Source organism: Cohnella baijiui (assembly GCF_020731285.1).
Lineage (GTDB): Bacteria > Bacillota > Bacilli > Paenibacillales > Paenibacillaceae > Cohnella.
Map to the genome: position 1 here is coordinate 1 of NZ_JAJFOW010000193.1, position 318 is coordinate 318.

Consider the following 318-nt stretch of genomic DNA (forward strand, 5'->3'; position numbering starts at 1 on the left):
AGAAGATCCGGATGTAATTTATGTAGCGAAGAATAAAAGCCCGCTGCTTGTAGGTCTGGGCGAAGATTGCAATGTTGTCGCCAGCGATGCGATGGCTATGCTGCAGGTAACCGATACATTCGTTGAATTGATGGACGAAGAGATGGTTATCGTAAAAGAAGACAGTGTAACGATTAAAGACCTAGAAGGCAATGTAGTAACACGTGAGCCGTTCGTAGCCGAAATCGATGCGAGTGATATCGAGAAGGGAACGTATCCGCACTACATGCTTAAAGAAATTGACGAGCAGCCGTTTGTGATCCGCAACATCATCCAGCA

At 45.9% G+C, this 318-nt stretch carries 1 pseudogene; it reads left to right on the top strand.

Going from position 1 to position 318, the window contains the following annotated elements:
- A pseudogene (locus tag LKX83_RS32285) lies at positions 1–318 on the top strand (glutamine--fructose-6-phosphate transaminase (isomerizing)); the annotation flags it as partial.